Genomic DNA, 255 nt, shown 5'->3' on the forward strand with positions numbered 1-255 from the left:
CCGGCAGCCCAAGTGATGGCCGATCTTATTGGGCCTAAAGCGTCCGTAGCTGGCCGCGCAAGTCCATCGGGAAATCCACCTGCTCAACAGGTGGGCGCCCGGTAGAAACTGCGTGGCTTGGGACCGGAAGGCGCGACGGGTACGTCCGGGGTAGGAGTGAAATCCCGTAATCCTGGACGGACCGCCGATGGCGAAAGCACGTCGCGAGAACGGATCCGACAGTGAGGGACGAAAGCCAGGGTCTCGAACCGGATT

At 62.4% G+C, this 255-nt stretch carries 1 rRNA gene; it reads left to right on the forward strand.

The annotated features are described in order from the left end of the window. Window positions 1-255 (forward strand): 16S ribosomal RNA (locus tag ABNG04_RS18010); the annotation flags it as partial.

It is taken from the genome of Halorubrum miltondacostae, assembly GCF_041379815.1.
GTDB lineage: Archaea > Halobacteriota > Halobacteria > Halobacteriales > Haloferacaceae > Halorubrum > Halorubrum miltondacostae.